The following is a 15,256-nucleotide window of genomic DNA, read 5'->3' as shown; positions in this document are numbered from 1 at the left end:
AGCGAAAATGAACTACCGCCATATTTACCACGCGGGCAATTTTGCCGATGTGCTGAAACATGCCGTGCTGGCGCGGCTGATCCGTTACATGCAGAAAAAGGATGGCGGCTTCCGCGTGCTCGACACGCATGCCGGCATCGGCCTCTATGACCTCTCCTCCGAGGAAGCGCAGAAAACCGGCGAGTGGCAGGCCGGCATCGGCAAATTGATGGAGGCCGAACTCGGGCCTCAGGTCTCCGAACTGCTGGAGCCCTACCTCTCGGCGATTCGCGAACTCAATCCCGAGGGAGGCATCCGTTTTTACCCGGGATCGCCGAAACTTGCGCGCATGCTGTTCCGACCGCAGGACCGGCTGTCGGCGATGGAGCTGCATCCCGAAGACTATGCCCGGTTGCACCGGCTGTTCGAGGGCGACCACCATGCCCGCATCACCGAACTCGATGGCTGGCTGGCGCTCGGTGCGCATCTGCCGCCGAAGGAAAAGCGCGGCATCGTCCTCGTCGATCCGCCCTTCGAGGAAGAGAACGAATATCAGCGCCTGACCAAGGGGCTGGAAAAGGCCCATCGGCGCTTTCCCAGCGGCACCTATTGCCTTTGGTACCCGCTGAAGAAGGGCGCGCCGATCAAGGAATTCCACGAGGCTCTGCAAGCGCTCGACATCCCGAAGATGCTTTGCGCCGAACTCACCGTGCGCAGCGATCGCGGCATGACCGGACTGACCGGCTCCGGCCTCGTCGTCGTCAATCCGCCTTTCACATTAAAGGATGAGTTGCACCAGATGCTCCCGGCGCTGAAGGACCACCTGGCGCAGGACCGCTTCGCCTCGCACCGCGCCTTCTGGCTGCGCGGCGAGAACAAGACGGCCAAGGGCGATTGACCCTACAACCGGCTTCGGGGATAGTCCGCGCCATCCACAATCTCGTCAGGTGTCCCATGAAGCTCCTCTGTTCGCCCGCATCACCCTATTCCAGCAAGGTGCGGATGGCCGCGCATTTCCTGGGTATCGAGTTGAACGCCATCCGAGTCGACACCAATACCGGGCCGGCGATCCTGGTGGACAACAATCCGCTCGGCAAAATTCCGACGCTTCTGACGGATGACGGGGCGTCGATCTTCGACAGCGTGGCAATCATGCATTATTTCGACCGCCTGACGAAGGGCGGGCTCTATCCTTCCAAAAACGGCAAACGCGCGGATGCAGAAGTGCTTGAAGCGCTGTGCGACGGCGTTTGCGACTGCCTGCTCACGATCGTCTACGAGCGGCGCTTCCGCGACGAGGAAAAGGTCCATCAGCCCTGGATCGACCGGCAATGGAAGAAGGTGACGGCCGGGCTTGCCCATCTCAGCGCCAAGCCCCCGAAACTCGGAAAGAGACTCAATGGCGGACATTTTGCACTCGCCGCCATGCTCGACTATCTCGACCTGCGCTTCAAAGACCAGTGGGAAGCCGATCATGCACCGTTGATCGACTGGCTGGCGCAATTCGAAAAGAAATTCCCGGCTCATAGCGAGCTCAAGGCCAGCGCCTGATCCGGCAGCAAATTTACGAAGGATCGCGCCAACAAAAAAGCCGGGCGACATGCCCGGCTTCCTCGTATTTCTGTTCAGTCGGCTTAGAACTTCACGCCGATACCGAGCTTGACGCTGTTCTCGTCGTAACCGCGCGAGAAGCTGCCGGAGTCGAGGTCATAGTCCTTGCTCTGGTAGTCGGTGTAGCGATATTCGAGGCGCGTCGTGATGTTGTTGGTCACGAAGGCTTCGACACCGGCGCCGACCGTATAGCCATAGTTCGTCTTGCTTTCGTCCGAGGTGCCGTCGGAAACCTTGACATTGCCGAGGGCAAGACCAGCCGTACCGTAGAGCAGGAAGGGGTTCATGTCGTAGCCGACGCGGCCGCGGACGGAGCCGTTCCAGCCATACTTGTTCTTGACGCCGCCCGAGGAGACGTCATCGCCGCTGTAGCCGAGATCGGATTCAACGCCGTAAACGATCTGGCCTGCTTGCCAGTTGTAACCGGTGAAGACCTGGCCGCCGAAACCGTAGGTGTGGCGATCGGAACCGAAGTCACCCATGTTGTAAGTGCCGGCGCCGCCGAGATAGAAGCCTTCCCAGTTGCCGGCCGGCTTGACCGGGGCGTCCTGGGCAACCGGTGCTTCCGGAACCTGGTCGACGGCATCAGCCGCCTGAGCTGCCGAAACGCCCGCGATTGCAAAAGCAGAGGCCATGAGGCCAGCAATGAGTACACGCATACTTTTCTCCTTTCAGTCCCGCGCCGCTTTCATCTGTCTATCAACGAAGCATTGGCGGGGAAATTGCCAGATGTCCCTTCCGGATCGAGACTGAAATTGGAACTGAAATGCGGATTTGAAAGAGCCAAATTGTGATATCATTGTGGCTGCCGCGTGGCGGAAATTCGATGTTGCTTGAGAGCAACATAGGATTCATTAACCATACCGAATGGTTAAACTTAAAATACTTATTTTAAGAAATCAAATTATTAAATAATACATAGAATATCCCAGCTATGGATGCAACCGTGGCCGCCTATTTATATAATCTCCGCCCGCCCTTATATAGGTTGCACACAGACTCGCGGGACCAGAAGGCAAGATTTTGAACCACAAAAGACTTCGCTCAGCCTTGATAACAGGGGCTGCCAAGAGAATAGGCCGGGCAATCGCCGAAGACCTTGCTGCAAATGGCTTTTCCGTCGCGATCCACGCCAACGGCTCCCTCGGCGAAGCCGAAGAGCTGGCGGCGGAATTGCGGCGAAAGGGACAAAGAGCGGTCGCGTTGCAGGCCGACCTTACCGATATCGGCGAAACGGCTGAGCTGATCGCCAAGGCGTCGGAAGCGCTCGGGCCGCTCGATCTGCTCGTCAACAATGCGTCGGTTTTCCAGCATGATTCCGCGCGCAGTTTTAACGCCGCCATATGGGCGCTGCACTTCGACCTGCACGTGCGTGCGCCCTCGATCCTCGCGGCGACCTTCGCGCAGCAGCTGTCTGCCGAGGCGGCGGGGCTCATTGTCAACATTATCGACCAGCGGGTCTGGGCACTGAGACCCAGCTTCTATTCCTACACGCTCTCCAAGTCCGCGCTGTGGACGGCGACACAGACGCTTGCCCAGGCTTTGGCGCCGCGCATCCGCGTCAATGCAATCGGCCCCGGCCCGTCAATGCCGAGCGAGCGGCAGTCGCTGGAGGACTTCCAAGCGCAGGTCTCAGCCCTTATCCTGCAGCGAGGGCCGGCACTGGAGGAATTCGGACAAGCGATTCGGTTCCTTTACGATACGCCCTCGATCACCGGCCAGATGATTGCCCTCGACGGCGGCCAGCACCTTGCCTGGCAGACGCCCGATGTGGCGGAGATTAAGGAATGAACGGACGAAAGCTGCCGGATGGCGGCGTTCTCTACGACGATACGGATGAGAGCGAAGACGAAATCGAGGTGGAAGGCGATGTTTCAGCCGCCCCTCTGGCGGTGGCGGTCGACTGGAATGCGGGCAGCCTCAACGAGACCGGGCTTGTCGGCGCGGAACTGATCGGCGAATTCGTCAAGCGGCTGCCGAACAGCCCCGGCGTCTACCGCATGCTCAACGCCGAGGGCGATGTGCTTTACGTCGGCAAGGCGCGCAGCCTGAAGAAGCGTGTCGGCAATTACGCCGTTGGCCGCGTGCATTCCAATCGCATTGCCCAGATGGTGCGCCAGACGGCGAACATGGAATTCGTGACGACACGCACGGAAACCGAGGCGCTGCTTCTGGAAGCGAATCTGATCAAGCGCTTGCGGCCGCGCTTTAACGTGCTGCTGCGCGACGACAAGTCGTTTCCCTATATCCTCATCACGGGGGATCACCGCGCGCCTGCCATTTTCAAGCATCGCGGCGCAAGGGCGCGGAAGGGCGACTATTTCGGGCCTTTCGCTTCAGCCGGCGCGGTCGGGCGGACGATCAACTCGCTGCAGCGCGCCTTCCTGATCCGCACCTGCACCGACAGCGTCTTCGAAACGCGCACGCGGCCCTGCCTGCTCTACCAGATCAAGCGCTGTTCCGGACCCTGCACGCACGAGGTCAGCGACGAGGGTTACGCCGAGCTGGTGCAGGAGGCGAAAGATTTCCTGTCCGGCAAGAGCCAGAAGGTGAAGTCGCACATGGCCGAAGCCATGAACCAGGCGGCCGAGGATCTCGATTTCGAACGGGCGGCGATCTATCGTGATCGGCTGGCAGCACTCTCGCATGTGCAGAGCCACCAGGGCATCAACCCGGCCGGTGTCGACGAGGCTGACGTTTTCGCCATCCACCATGAAGGCGGCGTATCCTGCATCCAGGTATTCTTCTTCCGCACCGGCCAGAACTGGGGCAACCGAGCTTATTTCCCGAAGGCCGACCCGCAACTATCAAGCGCCGAAGTTCTGAATGCCTTCCTCGCGCAATTCTACGACGACAAGCCGGTGCCGAAACAGATCATGCTGTCGGAGACGGCCGAGGAACTGGAGCTGCTCGCTGCAGCGCTCAGCGAAAAGGCTGGCCACAAGGTTTCAATCCTGGTGCCGCGGCGCGGCGAAAAGCGCGATCTCGTCGATCATGTCGTCGGCAATGCACGCGAGGCGCATGGGCGAAAGCTTGCCGAGACGGCGTCGCAGTCACGGCTGCTCGAAGGCTTCAAGGAAACCTTCGGGCTTGCCTATGCGCCGCAGCGCATCGAGATCTACGACAACTCGCATATCATGGGCACCAATGCCGTCGGCGGCATGGTGGTGGCGGGGCCGGAAGGCTTCGTGAAGAACCAGTACCGCAAGTTCAATATCAAATCGACCGACATCACTCCCGGCGACGACTTCGGGATGATGAAGGAGGTGATGACGCGGCGGTTCTCGCGGCTGATCAAGGAGGAAGGCATTCCCGACCGGACGGCACAGGCAGCCGCCGCCGACGCGGCCGACATGCCCTTCCCGGCCTGGCCCGATGTGATCCTGATCGACGGCGGCCAGGGGCAGATGACGGCGGTACGCGCCATCCTCGCCGAGCTCGGCATCACCGACAGCGTCACGGCGATCGGCATCGCCAAGGGTGTCGACCGCGATGCCGGACGCGAGCGCTTCTTTGCGCCGGGACGCGAGAGTTTCACATTGCCGCCGCGCGATCCGGTGCTCTATTTCATCCAGCGCATGCGCGACGAGGCGCACCGGTTCGCGATCGGCTCGCACCGGGTGCGGCGCAAGAAGGAGATGGTCAAGAACCCGCTCGACGAGATCGGCGGCATCGGCCCGTCACGCAAACGCGCGCTGCTCCAGCACTTCGGCACGGCGAAGGCGGTTTCTCGCGCCGCCCTTTCCGACCTGATGGCGGTGGAAGGTATTTCGGAGGCCGTGGCAAAGCAGGTCTATAACCATTTCCACGAGGACGCCGCGAAATAACCGCCGGCCGTCGCAAATTCCACGCAAAGGCAGTGAAAAGACAGAAAGAATGTTGACGGTCTGCGGCCAAAGCCGTCATCTACCGCATCGGCCCGAAAATCGGAATCGATTTTCGTAAAGACGCGCGGCGCTGCAGCGGCGCATCAATTCAGAGAAACGATCCATGGCATCGCGTGCGTACAGCCTTCCCAACCTTTTGACTTACGGCCGCATCCTCGCCGTGCCGCTGATCGTTCTTTGCTTCTTCGTCGAGGGCAGGCTGTCGATCAGCAATACGGCGCGCTGGGTGGCGCTGTGGATCTTCATCATCGCCTCGATCACCGATTTCCTCGACGGCTATCTCGCGCGCATCTGGAACCAGACGTCGAACATCGGCCGGATGCTCGATCCGATCGCCGACAAGCTGCTCGTCGCCTCGATCCTCCTCCTGGTCGCGGCCGACCAGACCATCGCCGGCTGGTCGATCTGGGCGGCAATCATCATTCTCTGCCGTGAGATCCTGGTTTCCGGCCTGCGCGAATATCTGGCGGCGCTGAAGGTCAGCGTGCCGGTGACACGGATCGCCAAATGGAAGACGACGCTGCAGCTCGTCGCCATCGCCTTCCTCCTTGCCGGCCCGGCCGGCGACGAGATTTTCCCTTATACAACGCAGACCGGCATCGCGCTCTTGTGGATCGCGGCACTGCTGACCATCTATACCGGCTACGACTATTTCCGTGCCGGGCTGAAACATATCGTGGATGATGAGGAATGACGCGGCTTGTCTATTTCGCCTGGGTGCGCGAGCGCATCGGCAAGGGTGAGGAGGAGATCGAGCTGCCCTCCTCCGTCGTCACCGTCGCCGATCTTCTGAATCATTTGAAGACGCTGGGCGAGGAATATGAAGCCGCACTTCAATATCCCGAAGTGATCCGCGTGGCGCTGGACATGGAACATGTCGAGCATGATGAGCCGATATCGGGAGCGAAGGAGATCGGCATATTTCCGCCGATGACAGGGGGGTGATGCGGTGACGGCCGTGCCAGATCGCCCCCCTCTGCCCTGCCGGGCATCTCCCCCGCAGGTGGGGAGATCAGCTGGGAGTGCCGGCTCGCCCAAACAACCAACGTTTCAGCCCGGCGGAACGGTAAGGGGTCAGGAAGGTGGTGCCACTTGTGATCTCCCCACCTGTGGCGGAGATGGCCGGCAGGCCAGAGGGGGGCTTCCACGGCACAGCGTTTCCGCATTCTTTGCAGTTACATCAAAGCAGCGGAGGATTTCGCTGTGACCATCAAGCCCACCATCCGCGTCCAGCACGAGGATTTCGGCCTTCAGGCCGAGGTAGACCTGCTCTCCAAAGGCAAACCCGACGTCGGCGCCGTCGTCACCTTCTCCGGCCTATGCCGCGATGACGGCGGCGCGCTGATGGCGCTCGAACTCGAACACTACCCCGGCATGGCCGAAGCAGAGATGACCCGCATCGGCGATCTCGCCATTGCCCGTTTCGGGCTGCTCGGGCTGACCGCCATCCATCGCTACGGCAAGATCTCCGTGGGTGAGAATATCGTCCTTGTCATCGCCGCCGCGCCGCACCGCCAGGCGGCGTTCGATGGCGCCAACTTCGTCATGGATTTCCTGAAGACCGCGGCCCCTTTCTGGAAGAGGGAGCACGGCAAGGATGGCGCCGCCGGCGACTGGGTCGCGGCGAAAGACGCCGACGACGCCGCACGCGATAAATGGCAATAAGCTAAAGAACCACGCGCTCTCTGCGGCTCATGACCAGCAATAGGACCAGCAGCGAGAAGATCACCAGATCCCGCCAGACGAAAGCGCCATAGGCGCCCCACATGGTTTCGACGACGGCAAGCCCGGCAGCGCCGCCCGCCGAACGCAGCGGATCGGAATAGCCGCCCACCGCAGCGATCAGCAACACCTTGAGCCCGAACATCAGACCGGCGCCGAAATCCATCGAACCGTAATAGAAGGTAGCGAGAATGCCACAGAGTGTAGCGACGAGGGCGGCTGCCGCATAGGCGACGAGGTAGACAAGGTTGGCGCTGGTGCCGCAGAGCTCGGCGGCCAGCGGATCGTCGGTGACGGCGCGCCACAGACGGCCCAAGGCGGTGCGCCTGAGGATCAGCGCACCGATTGCGACGATGGCGCACATCAGCGCCGTGTCGATCAGCTGGATATAGGTGAGCGTCACTTTGAACGGACCGTCACTCCAGAATACGACGACGTCGTTCAGGAACGGCGGCAGCCAGATCGCCCTTGTATCGGCTGCAAGGCGGGCGGTTTCCATCAACACGATCATGATGCCGAGGGCGGCAACGATCACGGTATTTGGCGATTTGCTGGCGAGCGGCAGCATGATTGAGCGGCCTATCCAGATGCCCGCGGCCAGGGAATAGACAAGCGCAGCGCAGGCGCCGATGGCAAGGGCGGCCGGCAGCACCAGCCAGAACCTGATATAGGCGAGTTCGGTAAAAAGCAGCAGGATCTGGCCGGAGAAGGCGAAGAGCGCCCCATAGGTGATGTCGGCCCGCTTGGTCACGCCGAAGGCAACGGCATAACCGAAGGCGAGCGCGGCATAGAGGGCGGCAAGCGGCACCGCATTCGCCAGCTGCTGCAGAAGATAGGCCATTCCGGAGACTCCGCGTCTGGAAATTATAACTGGTAAAACCTATTTCGCCAGTTATAATTTCGCCATGAGCTTTTCCTGGACTCCTCACCGGTTCGCCGGCGGCGCACTGGCGCTCGATGTCGCCAACAGCGTCGTTCTGCGCCATGACGCGGCGCGGCGGATCGACCGCTTCGCGAGCCGTGAGCAGATGCGGAACTTCCCGCGCGCCGCCGCCGAATTCTGCGCCGAACGGGCCTTATTCGGCGAGATCGCGGCGGTGGCGCCGCAAGACGAACTCGACTTCATCGCGCTGCGCGAGGCGATCGACCGCTATTTCCGCAAGCGTATACTGGATGGCGGCGACGACCAATTGTTAGCCGGATTGCTGGAGGCGCTAGCGAAGATCTTGCGCCAGGAAAGCCCGGCAAGCTTGGCGGCGGCGACCGCCCATTCGGTGCTCAGGCTGATCGCCATGCCGGATCCCGAGCGCATGAAGATCTGCGGCAATTGCGGCTGGCTGTTCATCGACCGCAGCAAGAACAAGAGCCGAGCCTGGTGCGACATGGCGATCTGCGGCAACCGCGCCAAGGCGAACCGGCACTACCGCCGCAAGAAGGAGGAAATCCCATGAGGAAACATCTGATGGTCACGGCGGCGGCAATGGGCCTCCTGCTGTCTGCCTGCCAGCGCGAGGCGGAAAATCTGGTCGAAGTGACCGGCCACCTCTTCGTCTTCAACTATCGGGTGGCGAGCGCCACCTATCTGCTGACGCTGAAGAAGACCGGTCCCATTCCCGACGGCTCGGTCATCATCGCCGAATTCGAAAATCCTCAGGGCGGCGCGCCGCTGGTGCTGAACCGGAAAATCTACCCGATCGACGACAAGATCGCGCTGCAGAGCGAAAACCTGCACTGCGTGCGCAAGGACCGTCCCTATTCCGTCAGCATCCGGCTGGTCGACAAGGACGGCAAGGTGCTGCAGGAATTGAAGACGCAGTTCCGCTCCGACCTCGACCAGACCGTGCTGCCGAGCAAGCCGCTGGTCGTTGGCGCGCTTTATGACAAGAACCCCGAGGTGTTCAAGCCCGACGGCAGCGTCGACTTCTCGAATACCGACAAATGCCCGGCATAGAACCGGAATAGAAAAAGCCGGAGCGAGGCCCCGGCTTTCGAGAGTCAATTCAAAGCATCGCCAGCCAATGCCGAAGCGTGGCCTCAGCCGACGATTTCGGTGTCGGAGAACCAGTACTTGATTTCCTGGGCAGCCGTTTCCGGAGCGTCCGAGCCGTGAACCGAATTTTCGCCGATCGACAGCGCGTGAACCTTGCGGATGGTGCCTTCAGCAGCGTTTGCCGGGTTGGTCGCGCCCATGATCTCGCGGTTCTTGAGGATGGCGCCTTCGCCTTCCAGAACCTGGACAACGGTCGGGCCGGAGGTCATGCCTTCGACGAGTTCGCCGAAGAAGGGACGATCCTTGTGAACGGCATAGAAGCCCTCGGCTTCGCGGCGGCTCATCCAGACGCGCTTGGAGGCGACGACGCGCAGGCCGGCATCTTCGAGCATCTTGGTGATGGCGCCCGTCAGGTTGCGCTTGGTTGCGTCCGGCTTGATCATCGAGAAGGTGCGTTCAATCGCCATAGTCGAATCCTCTGTTTTCTCGGGAAAAGTGGGCGGTCTTTACCCGCCCCAACGCCCGAAAACAAGAGGTCGACGGCAATTTCACGCCGCTGTCACAGTCCGGCCGCGGCTTTCATGGAGATCCAGGCAGCGCTCGAACCAGGCGATCACGGGATCGTCGGCGGCCAGCATGGCTAGACCCGCGCAGACACGCAGCCACTGCAGCGCGCCAAAGACGATATAGTCGGCAAAGAGCGGCGTCTCACCGCCGATGAAAGGCTGGAACTTCAGCATATGCCTGAGCGGCTCCAGCTTGGCGCCGAAGGCGGCTTTCTCCGCCTCGCTGCCGGCGGCAATGACGTCAAACGACTTGCCGAGACGAGCTTCGCGGCTTTGACGGAAATAGGCCTTATCTCCCTCGTCGAGGATTGCATGGATGTCGAGAAGCGCGATCCGCATGATTGCCGGATGGACGATCATCTGCGAATAGCCCTCCACCATGCGCGACAGCGCCTTGCCGCCCTCGCCGTTGAAGAGCGACGGCCTCTCCGGATAGGCCTCCTCCAGATAGAGAGCGATGGCGAAACTATCGGGGATCAGCCGGCCGTCGTCGTCGAGGACGGGCAAGGTCGGCGAGACACCGCCGCCGATTTCGCGGATGCGGACGTAGGTTGTCGGAATCTCTTCGAAATCGAGCCCCTAGAGGGCTCTGGTCATGGACAGTCCTTTCGAGATCGCAACTCCCTGCATTCGACGACAGAACGCGCCTGCGATCAAATCAGGAAATTTCATGGCGTCATCACTGCGATTTCTGCGGAAGCAAGCTAGATTGCCCTTCCCAAGACAGGAGGAGCGCATGCTTAGGCAATACAGAATGTTCGCCGCCTATAATCGCTGGGCCAATGCCCAGGTCTATGCGGCGGCGGCCGAACTCAGCGATCCGGAATTCCGCAGCGACCGCGGCGCCTTCTTCGGCTCGCTGCATCGAACCCTCAACCATCTGCTCGTTGCCGACCGAATATGGATGAAGCGCTTCACCGGCACGGGCGAGGCGCCGACGAGCCTCGATGCCGTGCTCTTCGAGGCGTTCGATGCGCTTGTCGCTGCGCGCAAGGCAGAGGACGAGCGGATCATCGCCTGGACGGGCACGCTGGACGAAACAAGCCTTGCTGCCAACTTCACCTACTCGCCGGTGAGCCAACCGATCCTGATGACCCAGCCGCTATGGACCGCGCTCTCGCATCTCTTCAACCACCAGACCCACCATCGCGGCCAGTGCCACATGACGCTGACGGCGCTCGGCAAGCCGAGCCTCGGGCTCGACCTCATCTATTTCTTGCGCAGCGAGGGCCGCGAGTGGATGTGAGCGTCTCCGCATCAACAGGGCATTAACCGCCTTTACCGGTTGCGCCGGGATTTCAGCGCTTCGCTCCCAGAGATTCAGCCTCTTTTAAAAGCTCGCGGTCATAGCGGTATGAAGGGAAAAGGCCGGGGGACGCGAGGGATCGTCATGCAGAATGCAAGCGCAAACGCATTGGTGCCGCGCGAGGCGCGCCCGGGGCCCATCGCGGACATCCAGAAGATCGCCCAGCACATGGCGCGTCTCAATGTCGCCGGGCTGCCGCGCAATTACGAACTCTTCCATGAGGCGATCCTCGGGCTCAACGCAGGCCTCGCACAGGATATCGCTGCGCTCGGGCCTCAGCCGCAACAGGCGATGCTTGACGAGCTCGGGCTGAAATACCGCCTCGTCGGCCATTGCGGGCTGGCGGGCGAGACGTCGCGGAACGAGGCGAGCCGGTTGCTGCGCGAGGTGGCGGAGAAGCTTGCCGAAGGGCTGCGGCACCGGGACGCCTTCGCGCGCGCCTGCGACACGATCCTGAAATCCGTTTCCAGTCATGAAGACCAGAGCCTTGCCGCCTTCATCGGCGAGCTCGACTACCTCTCGGCCTCGCTGACGAGCGTGCTGTCGGCGGAGACGGAAATCGGCGCCAGGCTGGCGGATGACATCAAGAGGCTGGAAACGATCGAGCGCGGCATTTCGGCGATGCAGCTGGCCGCCGTCGCCGACAGGATCACCGGACTTCCCAATCGCCTCGCGCTCAACCGCGTGATGGCCGACCTCTATGAGCGCGAAGAGGGTGCCGCCGGCAGCGCGCTCGTCATGGTCGATATCGACAATTTCACCGATCTTAATGAGAGATATGGCACGCCGGCAGGCAACAAGCTCTTGAAGAAGATCGGCGACCTTTTCCAAAAGTCGGTCAAGAAGAACGACTTCGTCGCCCGCACCGAGGCGGACGAATTTGCCTTGCTGTTTTCCAATGTCGGCATGCAGGATGCGATGGCGATTGCCGAGCGCCTGCGCGCCTCCGTCGAAGACAATCTGGTCTTTGCGACCTCAGACAGGGGCGATAGCGGCAGGCTGACCATCTCGGTCGGCGTAGCGCTCAGCGCGGACGCGTCGACACCGGGACAGCTGCAGGCCAATGCCCGCGTTGCCCTTCTCGCCGCGCAATCGAACCCGCGCCAGCCGGTGCAGGCTTTCGGCCACTGAGACGCGGTGCGGACAAGTGAACTTGCCGCGCGGACAAGTGAATTTGCCGCGACGGACAAGTAAACGTGCCGTGGGATGAGTGCTCTTGCCTTGGCGGGCGCTTTCGGCCAAAACGCGGCCATGATCACGCTCACTGAAATTTCCGCCCGCATAGCCGGGCGCCTGCTTCTCGACAATGCCAGCCTGTCGCTGCCTTCGGGCACCAAGGCCGGCCTCGTCGGCCGCAACGGCGCCGGCAAGTCCACGCTGTTTCGCGTCATTACCGGCGACCTCGGCTCGGAGACCGGATCGGTGTCGATTCCGAAGGCGACGCGCATCGGCCAGGTGGCCCAGGAAGCGCCGGGAACCGAGCAGCCCCTGATCGAGATCGTGCTTGCCGCCGACAAGGAGCGTGCGGCGCTGCTTGCCGAAGCGGAAACGGCAAGCGATCCGCACCGCATCGCCGAAATCCAGATGCGCCTCGTCGATATCGATGCGCATTCGGCCGAGGCGCGCGCCGCGAGCATTCTCGCCGGCCTCGGCTTCGACAGGGACGCGCAAGCCCGGCCCGCCTCCTCCTTCTCGGGCGGCTGGCGCATGCGCGTGGCGCTTGCGGCCGTGCTGTTTGCCGAGCCGGACCTGCTGCTGCTCGACGAACCGACCAACTATCTCGACCTCGAAGGCACGATGTGGCTGGAGGATTATATCCGCCGCTATCCCCATACGGTCATCATCATCAGCCACGACCGCGACCTCTTGAACAATGCGGTCAATTCAATCGTCCATCTCGACCAGAGAAAGCTCACCTTCTACCGCGGCAATTACGACCAGTTCGAGCGGCAGAAAGCGGAAGCCGACGAACTGCAGACGAAGGCCAAGGCCAAGAACGAGGCGGCGCGCAAACATCTGCAGAGCTTCATCGACCGTTTCAAGGCCAAGGCCTCCAAGGCGCGGCAGGCGCAGTCGCGCGTCAAGGCGCTCGAGCGCATGGGAACGGTCGCGGCTGTCATCGAAGACCACGTACAGCCGATCACCTTTCCCGAGCCCGAGAAGCAGCCGGCCTCGCCGATCGTCGCGGTTCAGGGCGGCGCCGTCGGCTACCAACCGGGCAAGCCGATCCTGAAGAACCTCAATCTGCGCATCGACAATGACGATCGCATCGCCCTTCTGGGTTCGAACGGCAACGGCAAATCGACCTTCGCGAAATTCATCTCCGGCAGGCTTGCCCCGGAAAGTGGCGAAGTGAAGCTTGCGCCCTCCCTGAAGATCGGCTTTTTCGCGCAGCACCAGCTTGACGACCTCATCCCGGAGCAGTCGGCGGTGGAGCATGTGCGGCGGCTGATGCCTGGCGACCCGGAGGCCAAGGTGCGTGCCCGCGTCGCCCAGATGGGACTGGCGACCGAGAAGATGGCGACCGCCGCCAAGGATCTTTCCGGCGGTGAAAAGGCTCGCCTGCTGATGGGGCTCGCCGCCTTCCATGCGCCGAACCTGCTCATCCTCGACGAGCCGACCAACCATCTCGACATTGACAGCCGCCGCGCGCTGATCGAGGCGCTCAACGATTACGAAGGCGCCGTCATCCTGATCTCGCATGATCGTCACCTCATCGAGGCGACGGTCGACCGGCTCTGGCTGGTCAACGGCGGTACGGTCACCGCCTTCGAAGGCGACATGGATGAGTATCGCGACCTGATCGTCGCCTCCGGCAAGAAAAAAGAAGAAAAGCCGCAGCCGGCCGCCGATGCGACATCCAAGGCCGATCAACGCAAGCTCAATGCGGAAAAGCGCGCTTCGCTGACGCCGCTGAAGAAAAAGATCAACGAAATCGAATCTTTGACGGCGAAGCTGGAGAAACAGATTCAGGCGCTTGACGCGGAACTTGCAGATCCTGTTCTCTATGAGAAGACGCCTGCCAAAGCCGCCGAAAAGGCAAAGCAGCGCGGTGAGGCCGCGGCAAAACTCGCAGCCGCCGAGGAAGACTGGCTGATGCTGTCGTCACAATATGAAGAAGTGATGGCAGGATAGCCACAGTGGCTTGAGGAAACCGCGGCAACGTGCCGCGTTTCGGCACAATTCCGGCCGCTCTCAACCGATCATTAACCATAATTCGAAAGGTTGTCTCAACATTCGTTACTGATTTGTTGAGCCCTTTCAATGCACCGATTTTTACTCCTCGCCTGCATCGCCCTTACGGCCACCCTCTCCGCCTGCAGCACGACCAAACAACCCCCCGATGCATCGATCAAAACCTCTTCGGTGATTGCGCCCGAGGGGCGGAAGCTGGCCTATTCCGGCGACGATGCGGCTGCGCCGCGCATGAGCGGCTGGCACCATCTGGCCGGGCGGACGCTTGAGGTCTCGTCGATCGCTGATCTCAAGCTGCAGAACAAGGAAGTGATCCTGAGCTTCGACGACGGCCCGATCCCCGGCCGGACCGACAAGGTGCTTGCCATCCTCGACCAGTTCGGCGTCAAGGGCGCCTTCATGATGGTCGGCGAAATGGCCGAAATGCATCCGGCGCTCGCCCGCAAGGTCGCCGAGGACGGCAACACGATCGGCAGTCACACCTATGACCACGCCGACCTGACTTCGCTTGATTTCGACGCGGCGATGGCCGAGGTGGTCAAGGGCGAATTGGCGGTGACCAAGGCGACGGGAACGGACGTCTCCTTCTTCCGCTTCCCCTACCTTGCCGAGAGCCACAGGCTGCGCGCCGCGATCGCCATGCGTGATCTGGTGGTCATGGATGTCGATATCGACAGCAAGGACTATTTCGCCATCACGCCGGCCTCCGTGACGCAGCGGACGATGGACCTGCTGCACAGGCGCGGCCACGGCATCATCCTGATGCATGACATCCACAAACGCACGGCAACGATGCTGCCGACCCTGCTCTCGGAACTCGAGGCCGAAGGCTACAAGGTGGTGACGCTGAAATTCAAGAAGACGCAGGCGCCGAACAATCTCGTCGCCTCGGCCGATTCGTGACGACGCGTTAGACGAGAGGCCAATCAACGGCGTCTCGCGCGGAGGATTTTTTCAAAGCTCGCATGAATTTGAAAAAAGAAAATCTACAAAAACGATC

16 protein-coding genes and 1 pseudogene are annotated in these 15,256 nt (G+C 61.5%); 13 read left to right on the top strand and 4 right to left on the bottom strand.

Annotation, left to right across the window (positions count from 1 at the left end):
- Positions 1 to 7: 7 nt before the first annotated feature.
- Entirely contained in the window at positions 8 to 877 is an 870-nt protein-coding gene (locus RHE_RS07565) for a 23S rRNA (adenine(2030)-N(6))-methyltransferase RlmJ (RefSeq protein ID WP_011424816.1), read from the top strand.
- Positions 878 to 933: 56 nt separating this feature from the next.
- Complete coding sequence (locus RHE_RS07560) at positions 934 to 1,530, top strand: glutathione S-transferase (RefSeq protein WP_011424815.1); 597 nt, start codon at positions 934 to 936, stop codon at positions 1,528 to 1,530.
- Between the two features lie 83 nt (positions 1,531 to 1,613).
- Here the strand turns inward: RHE_RS07560 and RHE_RS07555 are convergent, their stop codons facing one another.
- The gene (locus RHE_RS07555) at positions 1,614 to 2,249 is read right to left on the bottom strand and encodes an outer membrane protein (protein WP_011424814.1); all 636 of its coding nucleotides are present in this window, start codon (positions 2,247 to 2,249) and stop codon (positions 1,614 to 1,616) included.
- Between the two features lie 364 nt (positions 2,250 to 2,613).
- Here RHE_RS07555 and RHE_RS07550 point away from each other — a divergent pair, with 364 nt between their 5' ends.
- From RHE_RS07550 to RHE_RS07530, 5 genes are all read left to right on the top strand, one after another.
- A complete protein-coding gene (locus tag RHE_RS07550) occupies positions 2,614 to 3,381 on the top strand; it encodes an SDR family oxidoreductase (protein WP_011424813.1) in 768 nt (255 codons plus the stop codon).
- Entirely contained in the window at positions 3,378 to 5,417 is a 2,040-nt protein-coding gene (gene uvrC / locus RHE_RS07545) for an excinuclease ABC subunit UvrC (RefSeq protein ID WP_011424812.1), read from the top strand. The genes RHE_RS07550 and uvrC overlap by 4 nt, the downstream gene beginning before the upstream one ends.
- A gap of 163 nt (positions 5,418 to 5,580) precedes the next feature.
- Positions 5,581 to 6,171: a CDP-diacylglycerol--glycerol-3-phosphate 3-phosphatidyltransferase gene (gene pgsA, locus RHE_RS07540; protein ID WP_011424811.1), complete on the top strand. Its 591-nt coding sequence runs from the start codon at positions 5,581 to 5,583 to the stop codon at positions 6,169 to 6,171.
- The gene (gene moaD / locus RHE_RS07535) at positions 6,168 to 6,422 is read left to right on the top strand and encodes a molybdopterin converting factor subunit 1 (protein WP_011424810.1); all 255 of its coding nucleotides are present in this window, start codon (positions 6,168 to 6,170) and stop codon (positions 6,420 to 6,422) included. Before pgsA ends, moaD begins: the two co-directional genes overlap by 4 nt.
- Positions 6,423 to 6,680: 258 nt before the next feature.
- Positions 6,681 to 7,142 (top strand): molybdenum cofactor biosynthesis protein MoaE, encoded by a 462-nt coding sequence (locus RHE_RS07530; protein ID WP_011424809.1) that lies wholly within the window; start codon positions 6,681 to 6,683, stop codon positions 7,140 to 7,142.
- Position 7,143: 1 nt separating this feature from the next.
- Here the strand turns inward: RHE_RS07530 and RHE_RS07525 are convergent, their stop codons facing one another.
- A complete protein-coding gene (locus tag RHE_RS07525) occupies positions 7,144 to 8,040 on the bottom strand; it encodes a branched-chain amino acid ABC transporter permease (RefSeq protein ID WP_011424808.1) in 897 nt (298 codons plus the stop codon).
- Between the two features lie 64 nt (positions 8,041 to 8,104).
- Between RHE_RS07525 and RHE_RS07520 the strand changes: the two genes are divergently transcribed.
- The gene (locus tag RHE_RS07520; RefSeq protein WP_011424807.1) at positions 8,105 to 8,650 is read left to right on the top strand and encodes a CGNR zinc finger domain-containing protein; all 546 of its coding nucleotides are present in this window, start codon (positions 8,105 to 8,107) and stop codon (positions 8,648 to 8,650) included.
- The gene (locus tag RHE_RS07515; protein ID WP_011424806.1) at positions 8,647 to 9,150 is read left to right on the top strand and encodes a hypothetical protein; all 504 of its coding nucleotides are present in this window, start codon (positions 8,647 to 8,649) and stop codon (positions 9,148 to 9,150) included. Before RHE_RS07520 ends, RHE_RS07515 begins: the two co-directional genes overlap by 4 nt.
- An 83-nt stretch (positions 9,151 to 9,233) precedes the next feature.
- Here the strand turns inward: RHE_RS07515 and ndk are convergent, their stop codons facing one another.
- Together ndk and RHE_RS07505 are read right to left on the bottom strand one after the other, a co-directional pair.
- Positions 9,234 to 9,656 carry a nucleoside-diphosphate kinase gene (gene ndk / locus RHE_RS07510; protein WP_011424805.1) on the bottom strand — a complete coding sequence of 141 codons (423 nt, stop codon included), beginning with the start codon at positions 9,654 to 9,656 and terminating at the stop codon, positions 9,234 to 9,236.
- 81 nt (positions 9,657 to 9,737) lie between these two features.
- On the bottom strand, positions 9,738 to 10,316 hold the full coding sequence (locus RHE_RS07505) for a glutathione S-transferase family protein (RefSeq protein WP_086005017.1): 579 nt from the start codon (positions 10,314 to 10,316) through the stop codon (positions 9,738 to 9,740).
- Between the two features lie 175 nt (positions 10,317 to 10,491).
- Between RHE_RS07505 and RHE_RS07500 the strand changes: the two genes are divergently transcribed.
- The 4 genes and pseudogenes from RHE_RS07500 (at position 10,492) to RHE_RS07485 (ending at position 15,170) form a co-directional block, all read left to right on the top strand.
- The gene (locus tag RHE_RS07500; protein WP_011424803.1) at positions 10,492 to 11,001 is read left to right on the top strand and encodes a DinB family protein; all 510 of its coding nucleotides are present in this window, start codon (positions 10,492 to 10,494) and stop codon (positions 10,999 to 11,001) included.
- A 144-nt stretch (positions 11,002 to 11,145) separates the two neighbouring features.
- Positions 11,146 to 12,192, top strand: coding sequence for a GGDEF domain-containing protein (locus tag RHE_RS07495; protein ID WP_042118200.1), 1,047 nt, complete (start codon positions 11,146 to 11,148; stop codon positions 12,190 to 12,192).
- A 120-nt stretch (positions 12,193 to 12,312) separates the two neighbouring features.
- A complete protein-coding gene (locus tag RHE_RS07490; RefSeq protein ID WP_011424801.1) occupies positions 12,313 to 14,196 on the top strand; it encodes an ABC-F family ATP-binding cassette domain-containing protein in 1,884 nt (627 codons plus the stop codon).
- A gap of 129 nt (positions 14,197 to 14,325) precedes the next feature.
- A pseudogene (locus RHE_RS07485) lies at positions 14,326 to 15,170 on the top strand (polysaccharide deacetylase family protein).
- Positions 15,171 to 15,256: the final 86 nt, after the last annotated feature.

Origin of the sequence: Rhizobium etli CFN 42, assembly GCF_000092045.1 — a bacterium.
In the GTDB taxonomy this organism is placed as follows: Bacteria; Pseudomonadota; Alphaproteobacteria; order Rhizobiales; family Rhizobiaceae; genus Rhizobium; species Rhizobium etli.
Note: the sequence above shows the minus strand (reverse complement) of the source record. Positions and strands in the feature narration are given on the sequence as shown.